The sequence below is a fragment of the Pseudomonas sp. Y39-6 genome (assembly GCF_023651955.1).
GTDB lineage: Bacteria > Pseudomonadota > Gammaproteobacteria > Pseudomonadales > Pseudomonadaceae > Aquipseudomonas > Aquipseudomonas veronii.
This window is the reverse complement of record NZ_CP069594.1, coordinates 454,612-478,040: the sequence shown is the minus strand read 5'-3', so window position 1 is coordinate 478,040 and position 23,429 is coordinate 454,612. Positions and strand designations below refer to the sequence as shown.

The window sequence follows — 23,429 nt, the reverse complement described above, 5'->3', positions numbered from 1 at the left end:
GGCTCTTATTAACCTTTAAGCTGGGCCAGGGCGCGGTAATCCGCTCCCAGCGTGGCCTGTAGAATCTCTTTCGGATAATCGTCGGTCACCACCGCTTCGCCCATGCGGCGCAGCAGCACCAGTCGCAGTCGACCGTCGATCACTTTCTTGTCTATCGCCATATGTTCGAGGAAATCCGCCTCGCTCATTTCCTCGGGCGGGATCACCGGCAACCCGGCGCGCTGGAACAGGCGGATGCCCCGATCCCGCTCCTGGGCGCTGATCCAGCCCAGGCGTTGCGACATCTCCAATGCCATCACTGTGCCAGCCGCTACGGCTTCCCCATGCAACCACACACCATAGCCCATGTGCGTTTCGATCGCATGGCCGAAGGTGTGGCCCAGGTTCAAGGTGGCCCGTACACCGGACTCCCGTTCGTCGGCATTCACCACCAGCGCCTTGGCCGCACAGGAACGGGAGATCGCTTCGGTCAGCGCCACCTGGTCCAGCGCGCGCAGGGCGTCGACATGTTCTTCCAGCCAGGTCAGGAACGGCTCGTCGCAGATCAGCCCGTACTTGATGACTTCCGCCAGGCCCGCCGACAGCTCGCGCGGGGGCAAGGTGTTGAGGGTCGCGGTGTCGATCAGCACAGCCTGGGGCTGGTAGAACGCGCCCACCATGTTTTTGCCCAGCGGATGGTTGATGCCGGTCTTGCCGCCCACCGACGAATCGACCTGGGACAGCAAGGTGGTCGGCACCTGGATGAAATCCACGCCGCGCTGGTAACAGGCGGCCGCAAAACCGGCCATGTCACCAATCACGCCGCCACCGAGGGCGACCACGGTGGTGCGCCGGTCATGGCGTGCGGTCAGCAGGCCATCGAAGATCAGTTGCAGGGTTTCCCAGTTCTTGTGGGCTTCGCCGTCGGGCAGCACCACGGAGATCACCGAGTACGCCGCCAGGCTGCGGCTCAGACGCTCAAGATACAGCGGCGCGACCGTTTCGTTGGAGATGATCGCCACTTGCCGCCCGGCAATATGCGGTGCGAGCAACTCGGGCTGGTCGAGCAGACCTTCGCCAATATGGATCGGGTAGCTGCGCTCGCCTAGATCGACCTTAAGTGTCTGCATGTGTCCCCGCGTTGAAGATGTATTAACGACCGGCAACGTCGTGATCCGACGTCGCCTGATGGCTCTACGCCACACCCCGCAGGGTGATGACGCGCCGCCGAGAATAGCGCATTTCGGGCCTGGCTTTAACGGGGTGGCAGCCGTTGCAGGCGCTCGAGAATGTCGAGCACCACCATCCGAGGTGGCCGCTCATCGGTTTCCACCACCAGATCGGCGATTTCCCGATACAGCGGATCGCGCAGCGCCAGCAGATCCCGCAGGGTCTTCGCCGGGTCGGCGGTGCGCAGCAGTGGGCGATTGCGATCACGCGCGGTGCGCCCCACCTGCTGCTCGACCGACGCATGCAGATAGACCACCCGACCACCGGCATGCAATGCCCGGCGGTTCTCCTCGCGCATCACGGCACCGCCGCCGGTCGCCAGGACCACGCCATCGCAAGCGCACAGCTCGGCAATCATCGCCTGCTCACGGTCACGAAAGCCCAGTTCGCCTTCCTTATCGAAGATCCACGGGATATTGGCACCCGAGCGCACTTCAATTTCCTTATCGGAGTCTTTGAATGGCAGGCGCAGCTCTTTGGCCAGCAAACGGCCGATGGTGCTTTTTCCAGCCCCCATCGGTCCTACAAGAATCAAATTTCGCACAGAATCAACGACTCACAGCAATCGCCTGGTTATTCATAATACGCGGAGTCAGGAATACCAGCAGCTCGGATTTTTTTTCTGCCAGCACATCGCGCCGGAAAAGGCGGCCAAGATACGGCACATCGCCCAAAAATGGCACTTTATCTAGCACTTTGCTTTGGGTATTGGAGAAAACTCCGCCGATGACGATGGTCTCGCCGTCCCTGACCAGCACCTTGGCGTTGACCTCGTTTTTCTTGATCGGCGGTACGTCGTTGAGCTTGTTCAGGTAATCCGGCTCATCCTTGGTGACTTTGACCTCCATGATCACGCGGTCGTCGGGGGTGATTTGCGGGGTGACTTCCAGGGACAGCGAAGCCTCCTTGAACGACACCGAGGTGGCGCCGCTGGAGCTGGACTCCTGGTAGGGAATCTCGGTGCCCTTGAGGATGCGCGCGGTCTCCTTGTCGGACGTGACCACCTTGGGCTGCGAGACAATCTCGCCGTTGCCGGTTTTTTCCATCGCGGTCAGTTCCAGGTCCAGCAGCAGGTTGTCGGTGATAAACGCGACACCCAGGCCAGAAGTGTTGGTGAGCGCCCCCAAGTCGACAAAGGGCGAGCCGGACGGGTTTTCCACAGGCTCGGTGCCTGGCTCCGGAGGTTTCTCGACACCGCCTGCGCCCCAGTTGCCGCGATTGATCCGCCCTCCCCAGCGCACGCCCAGGCTTTTGTCGTAGTCGACATTGGCCTCAACAATCCGCGCCTCGATCATCACCTGGCGCACCGGAATATCCAGCTGCGCCACGATGCGTCGCAGCTCTTCCAGGCGTTCGCCGGTCTGGTAGGCGATGATGTTGTTGGTGCGGTCATCCACCGCCACCGAGCCGCGTTCGTCGGTGGCGCCTTCCAGGCCGGTCACCGATTGGAACAACTTGGCCAGGTCCGCAGCCTTGGCGTAATTGACCTGCAACAGTTCGCGCCGCAATGGCGCCAGTTCAGCCATCTGCTTGCGCGACTCCAGCGTCAGCAGCTCGCGCGCGGCCAACTCGTCGGCGGGCGCCACCAACAGCACCCCGGCCTTTATCCGCTGGTCCAGCCCCTTGCTTTGCAACACCAGGTCCAGCGCCTGGTCCCAAGGCACGTCCTTGAGCCGCAGGGTGATCGAACCTTGCACATCGTCGCTGGCGACCAGATTCAGGCCCGCCACATCGGCAATCTGCTGCAACACGGCGCGCAGCTCGATGTTCTGGAAATTGAGGTTCAGCTTGTCGCCGGTATAGGTACCTGATGCCGCACCGCCGGGAGGCGGCAGCTGGATCAGATCCACACGATTGGGCACAGCAGCAGCAGCCATCGGTGCCGTGAACGCTATCCATAGCGCCACACCGAAGGACGAGAAAGTCCTTTTCATTGTTTGATTCCGTTATGAGTTGACGTTCAGCACGAGGGTCCGCGGGCGTTCCAGCCACGCGCCCTGTTCATCGGGAAACAATTCGAGCAATTCCACATGGCCCTCATCAATAGCCGTGACCCGACCGTGGTCCGGCCCCAGGTAATCGCCGACCGCCAGCCTGTGGACGCTGGCAGCGGCACGCAGCAGAGCGAAGGTCTGCGCGCCTCGGGACAGCGTGCCGACCATTTCGAACTGGTCGACGGCGATACCTTCCAGGGCACCGCGGGCACGCCCGAGGTCCGGTGCGAGCGCGGGCCGGCCGGGTACGTGACCGACCTGCAAGGCGCGCGGCTGGAACGGATCACGCAAGGCCAGCGCGTCATAGACAAAGCGCGGCCCCGGCTCGACGGCCGGGGTCGACTGACCGCCCGACGACGGATTGCGATAGGTCTTGGCCACCAACTCCAGGCGCAACCCGGCCGCATCAGCCCGAAGCGCCACATCATGCACCGTGACGATGCGCGGTAAGCCGCCCAAAGCGCTCACAAACATCGCCAGGTCGTGATAAGCCCCGGTGACGCCCAGGCGTAACGGCTGCTCGATATAGAGTGGCCGGGGCTGCTCATCCAACACCACGATAGCGTCGACGAGCACCCCATTGACCGCCCCCAGCCGGGCGATATCTTCGAGCAATGCGGGTACCCCGAACGCACCGGGCAACTGCTGCATCAGCCCGGCAAAACGCGCCTGCATCGCCTGAAGCTGCTGGCTGCGCGCCTCCAGGCTGGCGGCAAGGCCAGCCTTCTGGGCCACCTGTCGCTGCAAGACGACGCCCTGCGCCTCGACCGCCTGCAACCGTTGCCGCGAGGGACTCAGGTACGTCCCATCGCCCACCCACAGCACCAGGCCGGCGAGCGCGCAGCCGAGCACGACCTTGGCGGGCAAGGGCCATTTCGCAGCGTTGTGGGTGAGAGCGGAAAAGTCGAGCCTGGGCAGGCTCACGGTTGAGCCTCGGCGGACTCTCCCTGGCGCACCATCAATTGAAACTCGTTGCTGCCCTGGCCATCTTCCATCCGCACATGTTGCAGCCGAGTGGCATGGGCGCCTTCGGAGGCTTGCAGGCGACGCATCAGTTGGGCGATGTCCTGGCTGGAATCGGCGCTGCCACGGATGCTGACCGTATCACCCTTCGCCACGACCTCGTGCAAATGCACGCCGTCTGGCACCGCGCGGGCCAACTGATCCAAGAGCTGGGCACCGGCCGAGCGGGCTTCGTTCAAGTCCTGCACGACCTTCATGCGCTCCGCCAATTGCTGGCTTTGTTCCTGCAGGTCATCGATGGTCTTGATGCGCGAGTCGAGGACGGCGGCGTCCTTGTCCAGGTGGCTATTGCGCGTCACTTGTCGATCGATCGCCCGGTCGATCACCTGATCGGCCAACCACACGGTTGCGAACGCCACGCAGGCAAACGCCAGCAGCAACCCCAGAAAGAATTTGCGCCGCCGTTCCGCCAGCGCCTGGCGCCAGGGCAAAAGGTTGATTAGTGTCTTCAAGCGAAACTCCTCAGGGCCAACCCGCAAGCAATTCCCATCCCGCGGGCATCCGCGGCCCATTGTGCGCCATCGACTCGATGGCCCGGCGTGAAGCTGGCGAAATCCTGACTGCAAGCGCGTGCGAATGCAAATGCTTCCACATCCACCACCTTCGGCACCAGCCCAGCCAGGGTCAAAACCGCGACCCGAGCCTCTACCTGGGCCTTATGGCACGCCGCGAGCAATACATCAACCCGCGCCAGGTTCTGGGCCGATGGCCCGCGAACCTGGAAATCCAGGGCCATCTCATCCAGCGGATAAGGGATGTACTGGTCGGCCTCCATCTGGATCATCCAGGTCATTTCTTCCTCGCTGAGCCCCGCCTCCAACTCGATCACCCGGGTAATCACCGAAGCTCCCGCCACGGCCACGGCCGCGTGGCGGGCCGAGGTGCGCGAGCGGGCCAATGCCTGGGACAACGTCTGCCCCACGCCGTCGAGGTCGAGCACGCTGCTGTCGACCACCGCCTGGGGCGGTAGCGCCTGTGTGGCGTAGCTTTGCACGTTGTAGCCAGTGGGCGAGCGGCCGAGCTCGATCAACCGGATGCCGGTGTCCTGGATGTCGACGCCCAGGACGGTATCGACTTTTCGCCTGAAAAATCCCTTTTCCATAAAACTCCCTAAAACTTTCCCTGTCATACCGCCTGATTGGCGCGTGGCAGCGTGCATTCGGTCGCCTTGTTTGCGAGGCGCGAATGACGCCCCAAGCCGAAAATGCTTTAATGCCCAGCGTTTTTTCCCGCTTTTTATCTGCAGCCAGGGTCGATTCATCGTTTGCCATGCATGCCCCGGCGCCTAACCCATTCTTTTCTCTGGAAATCCAAAAGCCTTGATTCGTCTGCTGAAGTTTTTCGGGTACTCCATTGTCGCCATCGTTTGCGGGCTGCTGCTCGTCCTCAGCGGCGCCTACCTCTACCTTAGTCCGGGTTTGCCCTCCGTAGAGGCCCTGAGAAGCATCCAGTTGCAGATTCCTTTGCGGGTCTACAGCAGCGATGAAAAACTGATCGCGGAGTTCGGCGAAATGCGCCGTACCCCGATTCGTTTCGCGGATATTCCACCCAATTTCATCAACGCCCTGCTGTCGGCCGAGGACGATAATTTCGCCAACCACTACGGCGTCGACCCCAGCAGCCTGGTGCGGGCCGCCACGCAATTGGTAAAAAGCGGACACATTCAATCCGGCGGCAGCACGATCACCATGCAGGTGGCGAAGAACTTCTTCCTCACCAGCGAACGCAGCTTTTCACGCAAAGCCACCGAGATCCTGCTGGCACTGCAGATCGAGCGACAGCTGACCAAGGACGAGATCCTTGAGCTGTACGTCAATAAAATCTACCTGGGCAACCGCGCCTACGGCATCGAAGCCGCGTCCCAGGTCTACTACGGCAAGTCGATTCGCGACGCCAGCCTGGCGCAGATGGCCATGATTGCCGGCCTGCCCAAGGCACCCTCGCGCTTCAACCCGTTGGCCAACCCGGCACGCAGCAAAGAGCGGCGCGACTGGATTCTGGGGCGCATGTACAAGCTGGGCAAAATCAGCCAGAGCGCCTATGAAAGCGCAGTGGCCGAGCCGCTGAACGCCAGCTACCACGTACCGACCCCGGAAGTGAACGCCCCTTATATCGCGGAGATGGCACGGGCCGAGATGGTCGGCCGTTATGGCAGCGAGGCCTACACCGAAGGCTTCCGTGTGACCACGACCGTTCCGAGCGACTTGCAGGAAATCGCCAACAACGCGGTGCATGAAGGCCTGATCACCTACGACCGGCGCCATGGCTACCGCGGCCCCGAATCGCGCCTGCCGGGCAAGACCCTGAGCGCCTGGACCACCGAACTCGGCAAACAGCGCACGATCAGCGGCCTGGAACCGGCCATCGTCACCCAGGTGAAGAAGGACGGCGTACAGGTACTGACCCGCACCGGCGAAGCGCATGTGGCGTGGGACAGCATGAAATGGGCGCGCCCATTCCTGAACACCAACAGCATGGGGCCGATGCCCAAGCAGCCGTCGGACGTGGCGCAGGTGGGTGATTTGATCCGCGTGCAACGCCAGAAGGACGACAGCCTGAAATTCAGCCAGGTGCCGGTCGCCCAAGGCGCTCTGGTCTCCCTCGACCCGCAGAACGGCGCGATCCGTGCCCTGGTCGGCGGCTTCGCGTTCGAGCAGAGCAACTACAACCGTGCCACCCAGGCCAAGCGCCAGCCGGGTTCGAGCTTCAAGCCGTTCGTCTACAGTGCCGCCCTGGACAACGGCTACACCGCCGCCAGCCTGGTCAACGATGCACCGATCGTGTTTGTCGACGAGTACCTGGACAAGGTCTGGCGTCCGAAGAACGACACCAACACCTTCCTCGGCCCGATCCGCATCCGCGAGGCGCTGTACAAGTCGCGCAACCTGGTGTCGATCCGCTTGCTGCAGGCGATGGGCGTGGGCAAGACCATCGACTACATCACCCGCTTTGGCTTCAACAAGGCGGACCTGCCGCCGAACCTGTCCCTGGCCCTGGGGACGGCGACTCTCACGCCGATGGAAATCGCCACCGGCTGGAGCACGTTTGCCAACGGCGGCTACAAGATCACGCCGTACCTGATCGACAAGATCGAAAGCCGCAATGGCGACACCCTGTTCACCGCCAACCCGCCACGGGTGCCGGGTGATGTGGTCAACGGCGTGGCCGCCAGCGATGGGCTGGCCGCACCGAGCAACGGCGGTATCACCATCGAGCCGACCCCAGGCGTCACGCCGGCGGCGAACCCGAGCGCCGCGCCTGAACCGCAGGCGCCGGCAGTGGCCGAACGCGTGGTGGATGGCCGCACCACCTACATCCTCAACAGCATCCTGGAAGACGTGATCAAGAAAGGCACCGGCCGCCGTGCACTGGCCCTGGGCCGCGCGGACATCGCGGGCAAGACCGGTACCACCAACGAATCCAAGGACGCCTGGTTCTCCGGCTACAACGCCGACTACGTGACCACCGTATGGACCGGCTACGACCAGCCGGAAAGCCTCGGCCGCCGCGAGTTCGGCGGTACCGTCGCGCTGCCGATCTGGATGAGCTACATGGGCGCCGCCTTGAAGGACAAGCCGCTGCATACCCAACCGGAACCGGAAGGCATCCTCAGCCTGCGGATCGACCCGGTCAGTGGCCGCGCAGCATCGCCGAGCACGCCGAATGCGTACTTCGAGCTGTTCAAGAGCGAGGACACGCCGCCGTCGATCAACGAATTGGGCAATGGCGTGGCGCCGGGCAGCCCGCTGCCGGCGGATGAGGCGGCACCGATCGATCTGTTCTAAACCAATGCGGTCAACCCTGTGGGAGGGAGCTTGCTCCCGATGGCGGTGTGTCAGTCACCAGATTCATTGACTGACAGTCCGCCATCGGGGGCAAGCCCCCTCCCACATTTGGTTCTGCGCAGGCCTTGGGTTTATAGCCAGACAGCAAAAAGCCCCGACTCGCAAGAGCCGGGGCTTTTTGTTGGTGCGCTACAACGGCTTAGCCGTTGAACACATCATCCACGCTTTGCAGCGGGTAGTTTTTCGGATACGGCAGGGTGGCCACACCGGTCTCGATCGCAGCTTTGGCCACAGCGTCGGAGATCACGGTGATCAGGCGCTTGTCCATTGGTTTCGGAATGATGTACTCACGACCGAATTCCAGCTTGGCGCCACCGTAGGCATCGCACACGTCCTGAGGCACCGGCAGCTTGGCCAGTTCACGCAGGGCGTTGGCGGCCGCCACTTTCATTTCTTCGTTGATGCGCTTGGCGCGAACGTCCAGGGCACCGCGGAAGATGAACGGGAAGCCCAGCACGTTGTTGACCTGGTTCGGGTAGTCCGAACGGCCGGTCGCCATGATCACGTCGTCGCGGGTGGCGTGTGCCAGTTCCGGCGCGATTTCTGGGTCCGGGTTGGAGCAGGCGAACACGATCGGGTTGGCTGCCATGGCCTTCAGGCCTTCAGCGCTCAGCAGGTTCGGGCCGGACAGGCCGACGAATACGTCGGCACCGTCGAGGGCCTCAGCCAGGGTGCGCTTGGAGGACGGATGCGCAAACATCGCCTTGTACTGGTTCAGGTCGGTACGCTCGGACTGGATCACGCCCTTGCTGTCGACCATGTAGATGTTTTCCAGCTTGGCGCCCATGCTGACGATCAGCTTCATGCACGAGATGGCCGCAGCGCCAGCGCCCAGGCAGACGATCTTGGCGTCAGCCAGGGTTTTGCCAGCGATTTCCAGGGCGTTGATCATGCCGGCCGCGGTAACGATCGCGGTGCCGTGCTGGTCATCGTGGAATACCGGAATGTCGCACTGTTCGATCAGAGCCTTTTCGATCTCGAAGCACTCAGGTGCCTTGATGTCTTCCAGGTTGATGCCACCGAAGGTGATGGAAATGCGCTTGACGGTGTCGATGAAAGCCTGCGGGCTCTCGGAATCGACTTCGATGTCGAACACATCGATGCCGGCAAAGCGCTTGAACAGCACGCCTTTACCTTCCATGACTGGCTTGGAAGCCAATGGGCCGAGGTTACCCAGGCCAAGAATCGCGGTGCCATCGGAAATCACTGCAACCAGGTTGCCTTTGCCGGTGTATTTGTACGCCAACTCAGGGTCACGGGCGATTTCACGGACGGGCTCGGCAACGCCAGGGCTGTAGGCCAGCGACAGGTCGCGAGCGGTGGCAGTGGCTTTGGTGAGCTCTACACTCAGCTTTCCTGGACGAGGAAGGGCATGATATTCGAGAGCGGCAGTTTTCAAATCAGACATATCGGCATTCCGCTTTTACTGTTGGTCGACGGACCGCCGAGGATACTCGTGTCGTAAAGCCCCTACAAGACTGGGCAGTCACCGGTGTCAAGCGCCGTACACTACGACTTTCGGCCAAGAGCCACGGGATACAGGGGCCAAACTGTTCACAATCACACTAAAAAATGTCTACAACTTTTCTTCGGCTGTCGATTTCAACCACCGCAACTGCGCTGGAGTGCCTGCTTAGCCGAGCGAAGCCTGATGACCGAGGCGGGCCTGGGCTGCCGCCAGCCAAATCGCGGGCACAAAAAAGGCGCCCGCAAGGGACGCCTTTTTCAACAGCTGGCAAAAGCCCATAGGGCCTTTGAGCCTTACTCTGCTGGAGTAGCAGGCTTCTTGCCGAAAGCACCAAAGCGATCTGCGAAGCGCTGTACACGGCCGCCAGTGTCCAGAGTTTTCTGCTTACCGGTGTAGAACGGGTGGCACTCGTTGCATACGTCAGTGCCCAGTGGCTTGCACAGGTTCGAACGGGTTTCGAACTTGTTGCCGCAGCTGCAGGTGACTTCGATGGTTTCGTACGCTGGATGGATACCGGCTTTCATGGTGACTTCCTCAGGCTAGCGTGCCGCCACTCGACACCATTGTCGAATACCGCACGTAATTAGGCCGCGGATTCTACCAGACCTTTTTAAACGCGCAAGCGCCGCTCTGCATCGATTCAGCACACCAAAGCCCCTTTCATCCGAAAACCGCGGCATACCCAACGCATCCCTCGTCTGCTAGGCTCCCGCCCTTCGTCATCACCCTCCTTTATAGAGAACCCCTGCGTGCCCGACGCCATTTTGCGCCTAGCCCTGCCCTCGCCCCTGCGCCGCCTGTTCGACTACCGGGCCCCGGCCGGCGTGCTGCGGGCGCAGTTGCAGCCAGGCATGCGGGTGCGGGTGCCGTTCGGGCGCAGGGAAATGATCGGCATCCTGGTGGAGGTAGCCGATCACAGTGAAGTGCCGGCGGAAAAGCTCAAGCCGGCCGTGGCCATCCTCGACACCACGCCGCCGCTGCCGCCGGCGTTGTTCAAGCTGTGCCTGTGGACCGCCCAGTATTACCAGCACAGCCTGGGCGACACCTTGAGCTGGGCGCTGCCGGTGCTGCTGCGCCAGGGCGAACTGGCCGAAGCGCGCCAGGAACGCTTCTGGTCGACGGTGCCCGGCGCGCGCCTCGACGACCCGCGCATCGCCCGCGCCCCGCGTCAGCGTGACGCCCTGGCGACACTGGCGCAGCATCCCCATGGCGTGGCCCACCAGCTCTTGAGCAAGCTGATGCTGAGCAAAGACAGCCTCGACCTGCTGCTCGCCAAAGGCCTGGTGCAGGTCGAGATCCGCAAGCACGCGCCGGACCCGCGCCATGAACACTGGCTGGCCCAACCGGAATTGCCGCTGAACCCCGAGCAACGTGCGGCCTATGAAGCCATTCGCGCAGGTTTTGACTGCTTTCACGCGTTCCTGCTGGCCGGCGTGACCGGCAGCGGCAAGACCGAAGTCTATCTGCAGTTGATCCGCGAAACCCTGCAAGCGGGCAAACAGGCGCTGGTACTCATCCCCGAGATCAACCTCGGCCCGCAGACCCTGGCGCGTTTCGAGCAGCGTTTCAACGCACGCATCGCCCTGGTGCATTCGGCGGTCAACGACCGTGAACGCCTGGAATCGTGGCTGGCGGCGCGGGACGGCGAGGCCGACATTATTATCGGCACCCGCTCGGCGCTGTTCACCCCGATGAAAAACCCCGGGCTGATCATCATCGACGAAGAACACGACGGTTCGTACAAACAGCAGGAAGGCCTGCGCTACCACGCCCGCGACCTGGCCCTGGTGCGGGCGCGTCAGGAAGACATTCCGATCGTGCTGGGTTCGGCCACGCCGTCCCTGGAAAGCCTGCATAACGCCTACACCGGCCGCTATGGCCTGCTGCGCCTGAATGAGCGCGCAGGCGGCGCCAAGCAACCGCGCTTCCTACGCCTGGATGTAAAAAGCCGGCCATTGGACAGCGGTATTTCCGGGCCGATGCAACAAGCCATCGGCCAGACCCTCGCCGCCGGCCAGCAAGTCCTGGTGTTTCTCAACCGTCGCGGCTTCGCGCCGACCTTGCTGTGCCATGACTGCGGCTGGATGTCCGAATGCGAACGCTGCGATGCGCGCATGACCGTACACCAGCGCCATGGCGAGTTGCGCTGCCATCACTGCGGCCATGTGGAACGAGTACCGCGCCATTGCCCGCAATGCGGCAAAGTCGACCTGCGACCGGTCGGCGCGGGCACCGAACGCGCCGAAGAACGCCTGGGCATCCTGTTCCCGGACTACCCGGTGCTGCGGGTCGATCGCGACAGCACCTCGCGCAAGGACGCGATGAACCAGCTGTTCGCCACCATCCAGAAGGGCCAGCCGTGCATCCTGGTAGGCACGCAGATGCTGGCCAAGGGGCATCACTTCCCACGGGTGACCCTGGTGTCGATCCTGGATGCCGACGGCGGCTTGTTCTCCGGCGACTTCCGCGCCAGCGAGCGCATGGCGCAGTTGATCGTGCAGGTCGCTGGCCGTGCCGGGCGCGCCGAGGAGCCGGGCAAGGTGATCATCCAGACCCACCTGGCCGACCATCCGCTGCTGATCCAACTGACCGAACAAGGTTATTTCGCGTTTGCCGAGCAGGCCTTGAGCGAACGCCGCGCCGCCGGCCTGCCGCCTTTTGCCCACCTCGCGCTGCTGCGCGCCGAGGCGCACAAGCCGGGGCAGGCGGAAGGTTTTCTCGATGAAGCCTGCAGCGCCGCCGAGCGCCTGCTCGGCGAGTTGGGCCTGAGCGGCATCGAATTGCTCGGCCCGGTGCCCGCGCCCATGGAACGCCGCGCCGGACGCTACCGCGCTCAGCTACTCTTGCAGGCAACGTCCCGCGCACCGCTGCACCGGCTGTTAAGTAGCTGGTTACTTGCGCTGGAGCAAATGCCCAGCGGTCGCCAGGTGCGATGGTCGTTGGATGTGGACCCGGTCGATTTGTACTAGCCCTGTAGGAGCGAGCTTGCTCGCGAAAACCCCGAGAGCGCCACGTAAACCCGAATATCCGCGTTATCGTTGACGATTTTCGCGAGCAAGCTCGCTCCTACAAGTGGGCAGGATGCCCTTAAAAAGCCCCGCAGGTCTGGAACGGTTGGCAAGCCCGCCCTCGCCACGGATAATGCCCAGTTTTTCCACCTGCGCATCGCGCGCCACCGCTTGCGGTCGAAAGAGAACACCATGAAAGACACCATTCGCCAGCTGATCCAACAAGCCCTCACCCAACTCGTCAACGAAGGTGTGTTGCCTGAAGGCCTGACGCCGGCGATCCAGGTGGAAAACACCCGCGACAAGACCCACGGTGACTTCGCCAGCAACATCGCGATGATGCTGGCCAAGCCGGCCGGCATGAAGCCGCGCGACCTGGCGGAGAAAATCATCGCCGCGCTGCCGGCCGACCCGCAGGTGAGCAAGGCCGAAATCGCCGGCCCGGGCTTTATCAATGTCTTCCAGAACACCGAGGCCCTGGCTTCGCGCCTGGACGCGGCGCTGGCCGATGCCAAAATCGGCGTGCGCAAGGCCGGCCCTGCCGAGCGCGTGGCCATCGACCTGTCGGCGCCCAACCTGGCCAAAGAGATGCACGTCGGCCACCTGCGCTCGACCATCATCGGCGACGGCGTGGCGCGGGTGCTGGAGTTTCTCGGCGACACCGTGATCCGTCAGAACCACGTCGGTGACTGGGGCACCCAGTTCGGCATGCTGATGGCCTACCTGCAGGAAAACCCAATCACCAGCAACGAGCTGTCGGACCTGGAAAACTTCTACCGCGCCGCGAAGAAGCGTTTCGACGAATCCGAAGCGTTCGCCGACCGCGCCCGTGGCCTGGTGGTCAAGCTGCAAGCCGGCGACACGGAATGCCTGGAGCTGTGGTCGCGTTTTCGCGATATCTCGCTGGCCCACTGCCAGCACATCTACGAACTGCTCAACGTCAAGTTGACCATGGCCGACGTCATGGGCGAAAGCGCCTACAACGACGACCTGATCAACGTGGTCAACGACCTCAAGGCCAAAGGCCTGCTGGTAGAAAGCAACGGCGCGCAGTGCGTGTTCCTCGAAGAATTCAAGACCGCCGAGGGCGAGCCGCTGCCGGTGATCATCGTCAAGGCCGATGGCGGCTACCTCTACGCCACCACCGACCTGGCCGCCGTGCGCTACCGCAGCGGCGTGCTCAAGGCGGATCGCGCGTTGTATTTCGTCGACCAGCGCCAGGCCCTGCACTTCCAGCAGGTGTTCGAAGTGGCGCGCCGCGCCGGTTTCGTCACGCACCCGATGCACATGGAACACATGGGCTTCGGCACCATGAACGGCGCCGACGGCCGCCCGTTCAAGACCCGCGACGGCGGCACCGTGAAGCTGATCGACCTGCTGAACGAAGCCCAAGAACGTGCCTACAACCTGGTGAAGGAAAAGAACCCGGAGCTGGCGGACGCCGACCTGCGCAACATTGCCCGCGTGGTGGGCATTGGCGCGGTGAAATACGCCGACCTGTCCAAGCACCGCACCAGCGACTACAGCTTCAACTTCGAGCTGATGCTCAACTTCGAAGGCAACACCGCGCCGTACCTGCTGTACGCCTACACCCGCGTGGCCGGGGTGTTCCGCAAGCTGGGCAAGGACTTCAGCGAAGTGCAAGGGCAGATCGTATTGCAAGCGCCCCAGGAACAGGAACTGGGCGCCAAGCTGGCGCAATTCGGCGAAGTGCTGAACAGCGTCGGCGAGAAAGGCACGCCGCACATCCTCTGCACCTACCTGTACGAAGTCGCCGGGCTGTTCTCCAGCTTCTACGAGAACTGCCCGATCCTCACCGCCGACGACGAAGCCCACAAGCAGAGTCGCCTGCGCCTCGCCGCACTGGCTGGACGGACCCTCAAGCAAGGCCTGGAACTGTTGGGCCTGGAAACTCTGGAGCGTATGTAAGTTGGCTGCCAAGAAAAAACCTGCACCCAAGCGCGGCGCCAGCCGCTACCAGGCACCGGCGAAGAAGCCCATTCCGGGCTGGTTGTGGATGGCCATCGGCCTCACGGTCGGCGCGTTTATCGTATTCCTGATGAAGCTGGACCCCGGCCAGGGCGATGACGTCAAACGGGTCAAACAGGAGCAGCAAAAAGCCACGAAAATGGCCGAAGCCAACAAGACCGCGCCAAGCCCGACCGCGCCGGTGAAGCCCAAGTACGACTTCTACACCCTGCTGCCGGAATCGGAAGTGATCGTGCCGCCCGACGCCGTGCCGGAGAAAACCCTGCCGACGCCGCAAGTACCGACCACACCGGTCACCCCGGCGGAAGCGGCCAAAATCGACACGGCACGGGCCCAGGCCGCGCTGGCCGGGATCACCCCGCCGCCACCGCCGCCGGTTGCGACCACCAAGGCCGCGCCGGTGACCAAGTTCTTCCTGCAGGCGGGCTCGTTCCCGAAACAGGCGGACGCCGATCGCGTGCGTGCACAGATCATCCTGCTGGGCCAGGCGGTCACGGTGGAGTCCGGCACGGTGAAAGAGGCAACGTGGTATCGCGTGTTGGTGGGCCCGTTCAGCAACCGCGAGCAACTGACCGTGGCGCAGAAACAATTGGCCGGCGCGGGCTTTAGCAACCTGTTGTTACAACAGCGCCAGAGCCGCTGACCTAAAGCCAACACCAATCAAAATGTGGGAGGGGCGGTGCGACGATTCGACTTGCCCCCGATAGCGGTAGATCAGTCAATATTTTCGGCGACTGATACACCGCGATCGGGGGCAAGCCCCCTCCCACATTGGTTTTAGGCGGTTCTCGAAAGGGTGTCAGACCAATAGACACCATTCGTCCGTACCAACCTCCCAAGGTTGAAATCATCCCCGCTACCCCCATATCAGTTCCCACCAGGGCATTTTCGCCCCGCTGCGTGGAGACTCTCCCCTTGACCACCATCGTTTCAGTACGTCGCCACGGCAAAGTCGTCATGGGCGGCGACGGCCAGGTTTCCCTTGGCAATACCGTGATGAAAGGCAACGCGAAGAAAGTGCGTCGCCTGTACCACGGCCAGGTGCTCGCAGGCTTTGCCGGCGCCACCGCAGACGCCTTCACCCTGTTCGAACGTTTCGAAGGCCAACTGGAAAAACACCAGGGCCACCTGGTTCGCGCCGCCGTCGAACTCGCCAAAGAATGGCGTACCGACCGCTCCCTCAGCCGCCTCGAAGCCATGCTGGCCGTTGCCAACAAAGACGCGTCGCTGATCATCACCGGTAACGGCGATGTGGTTGAGCCTGAACACGGCCTGATCGCCATGGGCTCCGGCGGTGGCTATGCCCAAGCGGCAGCCAGCGCACTGTTGAAGAAAACCGACCTGTCGGCCCGCGAAATCGTCGAAACCGCCCTGGGTATCGCTGGCGATATCTGCGTGTTCACCAACCACAACTTCACCATTGAGGAGCAGGACCTCGCCGAGTAAGCCGTAGGCTTATTCCCGCTTGAGGACCGCCAAACATTATGTCCATGACTCCCCGCGAAATCGTCCATGAACTCAATCGCCATATCATCGGCCAGGACGATGCCAAGCGCGCCGTTGCCATCGCGCTGCGTAACCGCTGGCGCCGGATGCAACTGCCGGAAGAACTGCGCGTTGAAGTAACGCCCAAGAACATCCTGATGATCGGCCCGACCGGCGTCGGTAAAACCGAAATCGCCCGGCGCCTGGCCAAGTTGGCCAATGCCCCGTTCATCAAGGTCGAAGCGACCAAGTTCACCGAAGTCGGCTACGTGGGCCGCGACGTCGAGTCGATCATTCGTGACCTGGCCGACGCTGCCTTGAAGCTGCTGCGCGAACAGGAAATGACCAAGGTCAGCCACCGCGCCGAAGACGCCGCCGAAGAACGTATCCTCGACGCCCTGCTGCCACCGGCGCGCATGGGTTTCAACGAAGACGCCGCGCCAGCCTCGGACTCCAACACTCGCCAGCTGTTCCGCAAACGCCTGCGTGAAGGCCAGCTGGATGACAAGGAAATCGAGATCGAAGTCGCCGAAATGTCCGGCGTCGACATCTCCGCGCCGCCCGGCATGGAAGAAATGACCAGCCAGCTGCAGAACCTCTTCGCCAACATGGGCAAGGGCAAGAAGAAAAGCCGCAAGCTCAAGGTCAAGGAAGCGCTGAAACTGGTGCGCGACGAAGAAGCCGGGCGCCTGGTGAACGAGGAAGAACTCAAGGCCAAGGCCCTGGAAGCGGTCGAGCAGCATGGCATCGTGTTTATCGATGAGATCGACAAGGTGGCCAAGCGCGGTAACTCCGGTGGCGTCGACGTGTCCCGCGAGGGCGTACAGCGCGACCTGCTGCCGCTGATCGAAGGCTGCACCGTCAATACCAAGCTGGGCATGGTCAAGACCGACCACATCCTGTTTATCGCCTCCGGTGCGTTCCACCTGAGCAAGCCAAGCGACCTGGTGCCGGAGCTGCAAGGCCGCCTGCCGATTCGCGTGGAGCTCAAGGCGCTGACCCCGGGCGACTTCGAACGCATCCTCAGCGAGCCGCATGCCTCGCTCACCGAGCAATACCGCGAGCTGCTGAAAACCGAAGGCCTCGCCATCGAGTTCCTGCCGGACGGCATCAAGCGCCTGGCGGAAATCGCCTGGCAGGTCAACGAGAAGACCGAGAACATCGGCGCCCGTCGCCTGCACACCTTGCTGGAGCGCCTGCTCGAGGAAGTGTCGTTCAGCGCCGGCGACCTGGCCGGTGCGCAGAATGGCGAAGCGATCCAGATCGACGCCGCCTACGTCAACAGCCACTTGGGCGAATTGGCGCAGAACGAAGATCTGTCTCGCTATATCCTGTAAGCCTCACACAGCACTGCTTTGCTTCAATGTGGGAGGGGGCTTGCCCCCGATAGCGGTCGGTCAGACAGATGTATGCTGACTGACACACCGCCATCGGGAGCAAGCCCCCTCCCACATTTTGAAGCCGGTTTATTCAGGATCTCATCAATGTCGAAATTTCCTACTGCTGTAAACCTGCACAAAACCTCCAACACCCTCGGCCTCACCTACGGGCCCGACGAGGCCTACCAGTTGCCCGCCGAATTCCTACGGGTACATTCGCCTTCCGCCGAAGTCCAGGGCCACGGCAAACCCATCCTGCAATTCGGCAAGCTCAACGTGCGCTTGAACAAGATCGAACCGGCCGGTCAGTACGCACTGAAATTGATCTTCGACGACGGACACGACAGCGGATTGTTCACCTGGGACTACCTCTACCAACTGGCCGTGCGTCAGGACGCGCTGTGGGCCGATTACCTCGCCGAACTCAAAGCGGCCGGAAAAACCCGCGACCCGGATCAGTCAGTCGTGCGGCTGATGCTCTAGCCCAGGCTTCTTGCGCTTTAGAGGGCATTTTCTAATTCCATCTGCTTGAATGCCCACTCCTGTGGCCAACGATTGGCCCGCTTGCGAAAAAAATTAAACTCGGGTAACCAATGGAACTGGCAAGTTCCCTGCATTTGACGATGCGGTATCAACGGTCACCCGAGTCGCAGTACCTGGCTTGTGTTGTGTATCGAAACGTGGTGCGCAGCGGTACCCGGTACTCGTCTTTCGGACAATGGAGCGTCGTAGATGAGTAACAAGAATAACGATGACTTGAAACGCCAGGCCTCGGAAAACACCTTGGGGCTGAACCCGATCATCGCGTTACGTAAAAAGGACTTATTGGCCTCAGCGAAGATGGTGCTGAGCCAAGCCATCAGACAACCGTTGCACAGCGTCAAGCATGTCGCCCACTTTGGCGTCGAATTGAAAAATGTGATGTTCGGCAAATCCGCGCTGATGCCCGAAAGCGATGACCGTCGCTTTCACGACCCGGCCTGGAGCCAGAACCCACTCTACAAGCGTTACCTGCAAACCTACCTGGCGTGGCGCAAGGAACTGCACGACTGGATCGGTGACAGCAACCTGTCAGAACAGGACATCAGCCGCGGTCACTTCGTGATCAACCTGATGACCGAAGCCATGGCCCCCTCCAACACGGCGGCCAACCCGGCGGCGGTCAAGCGCTTCTTTGAAACCGGCGGCAAAAGCCTGCTGGACGGCCTGTCCCACCTGGCCAAGGACATGGTTCACAACGGCGGTATGCCGAGCCAGGTCAACATGGGCGCGTTTGAGGTCGGCAAGTCCCTGGGCACCAGCGAAGGTTCGGTGGTGTTTCGCAATGACGTGCTGGAGCTGATCCAGTACAAGCCGATCACCGAACAGGTCCACGAACGCCCGCTGCTGGTGGTGCCGCCGCAGATCAACAAATTCTATGTCTTTGACCTGAGCCCGGATAAGAGCCTGGCGCGCTTCTGCCTGCGCAACGGCCAGCAGACGTTTATCGTCAGCTGGCGCAACCCGACCAAGGCCCAGCGCGAGTGGGGCCTGTCGACCTATATCGAGGCGCTCAAGGAAGCGGTCGATGTGGTCACCGCGATTACCGGCAGCCAAGACATCAACATGCTCGGCGCTTGCTCCGGCGGCATCACCTGCACCGCCCTGCTCGGCCACTACGCGGCGCTGGGGGAGAAGAAGGTCAACGCCCTGACCCTGCTGGTGAGCGTACTGGACACCACCCTGGACACCCAGGTGGCGCTGTTCGTCGACGAGCAGACGCTGGAAGCGGCCAAGCGCCACTCCTACCAGGCCGGCGTGCTGGAAGGCCGCGACATGGCCAAGGTGTTTGCCTGGATGCGTCCCAACGACCTGATCTGGAACTACTGGGTCAACAACTACCTGCTGGGCAACGAGCCGCCGGTGTTCGACATCCTGTTCTGGAACAACGACACCACGCGCTTGCCGGCGGCATTCCACGGCGACCTGATCGAACTGTTCAAGAACAACCCACTGGTGCGCGCCAACGCCCTGGAAGTGTGCGGCACGCCGATCGACCTCAAGCAGGTCACGGCCGATATCTACTCGTTGGCCGGCACCAACGACCACATCACGCCGTGGCAGTCCTGCTACAAGTCGGCGCAGCTGTTTGGCGGCAAGGTGGAGTTTGTGCTGTCGAGCAGCGGGCATATCCAGAGCATCCTCAACCCGCCGGGCAACCCCAAGGCGCGCTACCAGACCAGCGACGGCCTGGCGGGCAAGCCGCTGGAATGGCAGGAAAATGCGACCAAGCACACCGACTCGTGGTGGTTGCATTGGCAGGCGTGGCAGGCGGAGCGGGCGGGCAAGTTGAAGAAGGCACCGACGACATTAGGCAATAAAACCTACGCCGCAGCCGAAGCGGCACCGGGTACCTATGTGCATGAACGCTAGAGCACACTTTTTTGGGATTGAAATGAGATCAAATGTGGGAGGGAGCTTACTCCCGATAGCGGTGTATCAGTCGCCAGATCCATTGACTGACCGAACGTCATCGGGAGCAAGCCCCCTCCCACACTGACCTCACTCGGACTGCAATACTTCACAGGGCTTGAGCATGCCGCAACCGTTCATTTTCCGCACCATCGACCTGGATGGCCAGACCATCCGCACGGCGGTACGCCCGGGCAAGTCGCACTTGACGCCACTGCTGATCTTCAACGGCATCGGCGCCAACCTCGAGCTGGTGTTTCCGTTCGTCCAGGCCCTGGACCCGGACCTGGAAGTGATCGCCTTCGATGTGCCGGGCGTGGGCGGCTCGTCGACACCCAAGCGGCCGTATCGCTTTCCCGGCCTGGCCAAGCTCACCGCGCGCATGCTCGATTACCTGGACTACGGCCAGGTGAATGCGGTGGGCGTGTCCTGGGGCGGCGCGTTGGCGCAGCAGTTTGCCTACGACTACCCGGAGCGCTGCAAGAAGCTGATTCTCGCCGCGACCGCCGCCGGTGCGGTGATGGTGCCGGGCAAGCCGAAAGTGCTGTGGCTGATGGCGAGCCCGCGGCGCTATATCCAGCCGTCTCACGTGGTGCGTATTGCACCGATGATTTATGGCGGTTCGTTCCGCCGCGATTCGAACCTGGCCGCCGAACATGCGAGCAAAGTGCGCTCGGCCGGCAAGCTGGGTTACTACTGGCAACTGTTCGCCGGGCTGGGCTGGACCAGCATCCACTGGCTGCACAAGATCCGTCAGCCGACCCTGGTGCTGGCCGGGGACGACGACCCGCTGATCCCACTGATCAACATGCGGATGCTCGCCTGGCGCATTCCCAACGCACAGCTGCACATCATCGATGATGGCCACCTGTTCCTGATCACTCGCGCCGAAGCCGTGGCGCCGATCATCATGAAATTTCTCGAGGAGGAGCGCCTGCGCGCGGTGATTCATCCCCGTCCGGCGGTGTAAGGACCACACCGCCGCGCAACTTGCCGAGAACCGACTATGGTTCTGAATTGGCGTGCCTGTTGATGACTTGACGAAGGAGTGTTGGCTCATGCGAGAACGACCCGTGACGAACCCGGCGCCCACCCCTGCCGCGTTCATCAATGCGCAAAATGCGATCACCGGCCTGCGCGGCCGGGACTTGCTGTCGACCCTGCGCAGCGTCGCCGCCCACGGCTTGCGCAACCCGGTGCATACCGCTCGTCATGCCCTGGCCCTGGGCGGTCAACTGGGGCGCGTGCTGCTGGGCGAAACCGTGCATGAACCCAACCCCCACGACAGCCGCTTCATCGACCCGACCTGGGCCCTCAACCCGCTGTACCGACGCAGCCTGCAGGCGTACCTGAGCTGGCAGAAGCAAACCCGCAGCTGGATCGATGACAGCACCCTGAGCGCCGATGACCGCGCCCGCGCGCACTTCGCGTTCACCCTGATCAACGATGCGGTATCGCCCTCCAACACCTTGCTCAACCCGCTGGCCATCAAGGAACTGCTCAACTCCGGCGGTAACAGCGTGGTGCGCGGCGTGAGCAACCTGTTCGAAGACATGCTGCACAACAACGGCCTGCCGCGCCAGGTCAGCAAGCACGCCTTTGAAGTGGGCAAGACCGTCGCCACCACGCCAGGCTCGGTGGTGTTTCGCAATGAGCTGCTGGAGCTGATCCAGTACAAGCCCATGAGCGAAAAGCAGTACGCCAAGCCCCTGTTGATCGTGCCGCCGCAAATCAACAAGTACTACATCTTCGACCTGAGCCCGGCCAACAGCTTCGTGCAGTACGCCCTGAAAAACAGCCTGCAGACCTTCATCGTCAGCTGGCGCAACCCGGATGTGCGCCACCGCGAATGGGGCCTGTCCACCTACGTGGCCGCGCTGGAGGAAGCACTCAACGTCTGCCGCGCAATCACCGGCGCCCGCGAGGTCAACCTGATGGGCGCCTGCGCCGGCGGCCTGACCATCGCCGCGCTGCAAGGCCACCTGCAAGCCAAGCGCCAGTTGCGCCGCGTCGCCAGCGCCAGCTATCTGGTGAGCCTGCTCGACAGCCAGATCGACAGCCCCGCCACCCTGTTCGCCGACGAGCAAACCCTGGAAGCCGCCAAGCGCCGCTCCTACCAGCAAGGCGTGCTGGACGGTCGCGACATGGCCAAGGTATTTGCCTGGATGCGCCCCAACGACCTGATCTGGAACTACTGGATCAACAACTACCTGCTGGGCAAGGAACCGCCGGCCTTCGACATCCTGTACTGGAACAACGACAACACGCGCCTGCCCGCCGCCCTGCATGGCGACCTGCTGGACTTCTTCAAACACAACCCGCTGAGCCGTCCCGGTGGACTGGAAGTGTGCGGCACGCCCATCGACTTGCAGAAGGTCACGGTGGACAGCTTCAGCGTGGCCGGGATCAACGACCACATCACGCCATGGGACGCGGTGTACCGCTCCACGCAGTTGCTGGGCGGCGAGCGGCGCTTCGTGCTGTCCAACAGCGGGCATATCCAGAGCATCCTCAACCCGCCGGGCAACCCCAAGGCCAACTACGTCGAGAACCTCAAGCTGAGCAGCGACCCACGCGCCTGGTACTACGACGCCAGCCACGTCGAAGGCAGCTGGTGGCCCGAGTGGCTGGCGTGGATTCAAGCGCGCTCGGGCGTACAACGCGAAACCCTCACCGCCCTGGGCAACCAGAATTACCCACCGATGGAAGCAGCGCCAGGCACTTACGTGCGGGTCCGCTGAGCTCAACGATCCTATTTAAGAAGACCGGATGAAAACCCGCGACCGTATCCTTGAATGTGCCCTGCTGCTGTTCAACCACAAGGGCGAACCGAACGTGTCGACCATGGAGGTGGCCAATGAAATGGGGATCAGCCCCGGCAATCTCTACTACCACTTCCATGGCAAGGAACCGCTGGTGCTCGGGCTGTTCGAGCGTTTCCAGAGTGAGCTGGCGCCCCTGCTCGACCCACCGCCAGGCGCGCAACTGGAGGCCCAGGATTACTGGCTGTTCCTGCACCTGATCGTCGAGCGCATGGCCCATTACCGGTTCCTGTTCCAGGACCTGTCGAACCTGGCGGGGCGCCTGCCGAAACTGGCAAGGGGCATTCGCCACCTGCTCACGGCGCTCAAGCGCACCCTGGCGTCATTACTCGCACGGCTGCAGGCGGCGGGGCAGTTGGTCAGCAGCACCCAGGCGCTAGGCCAATTGGTTGAGCAGATCACCATGACCCTGCTGTTTTCCCTGGACTACCAACGCATTCTCGACCGTGAAGGCGAGGTGCAGGTGGTGGTCTACCAGATCATGATGCTGGTCGCGCCGCACCTGTTGCCAGCAGCGCGGGAAACCACGGAGCGCCTGGCGCTGCGCTATATGGACGATCCGGGTTAAACGTGTGCCTTACAGGCACTGCGTCATTGAGGCTCACCGAACTGTCGAGTGAACTTGAACAGCTCGCAGTCACTTCTGATCCCCAACTTTCGATAAGCCGATTGTTTTTGCGTACTGATCGTACTTGCACTGCGCGAGAACCGTGCGGCAATCGAATGGACTGACCGATCATAAAAACGCCCGACCTT

Annotated in this window: 17 protein-coding genes and 5 pseudogenes; 11 read left to right on the top strand and 11 right to left on the bottom strand. The window is 62.3% G+C overall.

Going from position 1 to position 23,429, the window contains the following annotated elements; translation table 11 throughout:
• Positions 1-8: 8 nt before the first annotated feature.
• The 7 genes and pseudogenes from aroB to pilM all read right to left on the bottom strand — a co-directional run bounded on the left by aroB (position 9) and on the right by pilM (position 5,328).
• Positions 9-1,109, bottom strand: a complete 1,101-nt coding sequence (gene aroB, locus JN756_RS02065; protein WP_017849857.1) for a 3-dehydroquinate synthase — start codon at positions 1,107-1,109, stop codon at positions 9-11.
• Between the two features lie 125 nt (positions 1,110-1,234).
• A complete protein-coding gene (gene aroK / locus JN756_RS02060; protein ID WP_026140392.1) occupies positions 1,235-1,753 on the bottom strand; it encodes a shikimate kinase AroK in 519 nt (172 codons plus the stop codon).
• 4 nt (positions 1,754-1,757) lie between these two features.
• Positions 1,758-3,011, bottom strand: a pseudogene (locus JN756_RS02055) (type IV pilus secretin PilQ); the annotation flags it as partial.
• A gap of 144 nt (positions 3,012-3,155) precedes the next feature.
• Positions 3,156-3,572: pseudogene (locus tag JN756_RS32290) on the bottom strand (pilus assembly protein PilP); the annotation flags it as partial.
• Positions 3,573-3,578: 6 nt separating this feature from the next.
• A pseudogene (locus JN756_RS32285) lies at positions 3,579-4,127 on the bottom strand (type IV pilus inner membrane component PilO); the annotation flags it as partial.
• Entirely contained in the window at positions 4,124-4,678 is a 555-nt protein-coding gene (locus JN756_RS02045; protein ID WP_046384969.1) for a PilN domain-containing protein, read from the bottom strand. The pseudogene JN756_RS32285 and the gene JN756_RS02045, both read right to left, overlap by 4 nt.
• Positions 4,675-5,328, bottom strand: coding sequence for a type IV pilus biogenesis protein PilM (pilM, locus tag JN756_RS02040; protein ID WP_046385359.1), 654 nt, complete (start codon positions 5,326-5,328; stop codon positions 4,675-4,677). Before pilM ends, JN756_RS02045 begins: the two co-directional genes overlap by 4 nt.
• Positions 5,329-5,548: 220 nt before the next feature.
• On the opposite strand from pilM, the gene JN756_RS02035 reads away from it, so the two are divergent.
• Positions 5,549-8,011, top strand: coding sequence for a penicillin-binding protein 1A (locus tag JN756_RS02035; RefSeq protein WP_442966384.1), 2,463 nt, complete (start codon positions 5,549-5,551; stop codon positions 8,009-8,011).
• Positions 8,012-8,210: 199 nt separating this feature from the next.
• On the opposite strand, the gene JN756_RS02030 is transcribed toward JN756_RS02035, so the two are convergent.
• The 3 genes and pseudogenes from JN756_RS02030 to rpmE all read right to left on the bottom strand — a co-directional run bounded on the left by JN756_RS02030 (position 8,211) and on the right by rpmE (position 10,063).
• Entirely contained in the window at positions 8,211-9,479 is a 1,269-nt protein-coding gene (locus JN756_RS02030) for a malic enzyme-like NAD(P)-binding protein (RefSeq protein WP_017849864.1), read from the bottom strand.
• Between the two features lie 255 nt (positions 9,480-9,734).
• A pseudogene (locus tag JN756_RS02025) lies at positions 9,735-9,818 on the bottom strand (thermonuclease family protein); the annotation flags it as partial.
• Positions 9,819-9,832: 14 nt separating this feature from the next.
• Positions 9,833-10,063 carry a 50S ribosomal protein L31 gene (gene rpmE, locus JN756_RS02020; RefSeq protein ID WP_017849866.1) on the bottom strand — a complete coding sequence of 77 codons (231 nt, stop codon included), beginning with the start codon at positions 10,061-10,063 and terminating at the stop codon, positions 9,833-9,835.
• A gap of 225 nt (positions 10,064-10,288) precedes the next feature.
• Between rpmE and JN756_RS02015 the strand changes: the two genes are divergently transcribed.
• From JN756_RS02015 to JN756_RS01970, 10 genes are all read left to right on the top strand, one after another.
• Positions 10,289-12,508, top strand: a complete 2,220-nt coding sequence (locus JN756_RS02015) for a primosomal protein N' (RefSeq protein ID WP_017849867.1) — start codon at positions 10,289-10,291, stop codon at positions 12,506-12,508.
• 231 nt (positions 12,509-12,739) lie between these two features.
• Positions 12,740-14,476 (top strand): arginine--tRNA ligase, encoded by a 1,737-nt coding sequence (gene argS / locus JN756_RS02010; RefSeq protein WP_057003632.1) that lies wholly within the window; start codon positions 12,740-12,742, stop codon positions 14,474-14,476.
• A 1-nt stretch (position 14,477) separates the two neighbouring features.
• Positions 14,478-15,179: an SPOR domain-containing protein gene (locus JN756_RS02005; protein WP_017849870.1), complete on the top strand. Its 702-nt coding sequence runs from the start codon at positions 14,478-14,480 to the stop codon at positions 15,177-15,179.
• A 272-nt stretch (positions 15,180-15,451) separates the two neighbouring features.
• The gene (hslV, locus tag JN756_RS02000; RefSeq protein ID WP_010563201.1) at positions 15,452-15,982 is read left to right on the top strand and encodes an ATP-dependent protease subunit HslV; all 531 of its coding nucleotides are present in this window, start codon (positions 15,452-15,454) and stop codon (positions 15,980-15,982) included.
• A gap of 38 nt (positions 15,983-16,020) precedes the next feature.
• A complete protein-coding gene (hslU, locus tag JN756_RS01995; RefSeq protein ID WP_046384972.1) occupies positions 16,021-17,358 on the top strand; it encodes an ATP-dependent protease ATPase subunit HslU in 1,338 nt (445 codons plus the stop codon).
• Between the two features lie 147 nt (positions 17,359-17,505).
• Positions 17,506-17,883 (top strand): gamma-butyrobetaine hydroxylase family protein, encoded by a 378-nt coding sequence (locus tag JN756_RS01990; RefSeq protein ID WP_057003631.1) that lies wholly within the window; start codon positions 17,506-17,508, stop codon positions 17,881-17,883.
• Between the two features lie 249 nt (positions 17,884-18,132).
• Entirely contained in the window at positions 18,133-19,812 is a 1,680-nt protein-coding gene (gene phaC, locus JN756_RS01985; RefSeq protein ID WP_046384973.1) for a class II poly(R)-hydroxyalkanoic acid synthase, read from the top strand.
• A 163-nt stretch (positions 19,813-19,975) separates the two neighbouring features.
• Complete coding sequence (gene phaZ / locus JN756_RS01980; protein WP_017849874.1) at positions 19,976-20,821, top strand: poly(3-hydroxyalkanoate) depolymerase; 846 nt, start codon at positions 19,976-19,978, stop codon at positions 20,819-20,821.
• A gap of 88 nt (positions 20,822-20,909) precedes the next feature.
• Positions 20,910-22,592, top strand: coding sequence for a class II poly(R)-hydroxyalkanoic acid synthase (phaC, locus tag JN756_RS01975; protein ID WP_079442680.1), 1,683 nt, complete (start codon positions 20,910-20,912; stop codon positions 22,590-22,592).
• Between the two features lie 28 nt (positions 22,593-22,620).
• Positions 22,621-23,241: a TetR/AcrR family transcriptional regulator gene (locus JN756_RS01970; protein WP_017849876.1), complete on the top strand. Its 621-nt coding sequence runs from the start codon at positions 22,621-22,623 to the stop codon at positions 23,239-23,241.
• Between the two features lie 23 nt (positions 23,242-23,264).
• On the opposite strand, the pseudogene JN756_RS01965 reads toward JN756_RS01970, so the two are convergent.
• A pseudogene (locus JN756_RS01965) lies at positions 23,265-23,405 on the bottom strand (DNA-binding response regulator); the annotation flags it as partial.
• Between the last annotated feature and the right edge of the window lie 24 nt (positions 23,406-23,429).